The sequence below is a fragment of the Bradyrhizobium sp. Kon56 genome, from assembly GCF_055807635.1.
Map to the genome: position 1 here is coordinate 1 of NZ_JBVVOU010000396.1, position 276 is coordinate 276.

Below are 276 nucleotides of genomic sequence, written 5' to 3' on the forward strand. Positions count from 1 at the left end.
ACCCATACTCATCAGCCGCAATGCTCTGCCAGGTCGTTTTCGGTTGCTCACTCACCAGACTGATCCGCACGATCGACTTCACGCTCTTGAAGCCGTACTTCCAAAGCAAAATTCATCCGCTTTGAGACGTTGAAGGACCCCAAGAGCATGCCGGGTCAGCGCTCCAGTTTTGGCCTGATCGACTGGCCCTATATAGAAGGGTTGCGTCTGGACGAGGCGATGAATCCATTGGCGATCCTTGCCGTGGGCATGTACGGGCGGGAGTTGCCTAACCAG

Annotated in this window: 2 pseudogenes; one reads left to right on the forward strand and one right to left on the reverse strand. The window is 55.4% G+C overall.

From position 1 onward, the window contains the following. Positions 1-112, reverse strand: a pseudogene (locus AC0L3B_RS39430) (protein-methionine-sulfoxide reductase catalytic subunit MsrP); the annotation flags it as partial. Here AC0L3B_RS39430 and AC0L3B_RS39435 point away from each other — a divergent pair. After that, positions 106-276, forward strand: a pseudogene (locus AC0L3B_RS39435) (protein-methionine-sulfoxide reductase catalytic subunit MsrP); the annotation flags it as partial. The pseudogenes AC0L3B_RS39430 and AC0L3B_RS39435 sit on opposite strands and share 7 nt — an antisense overlap.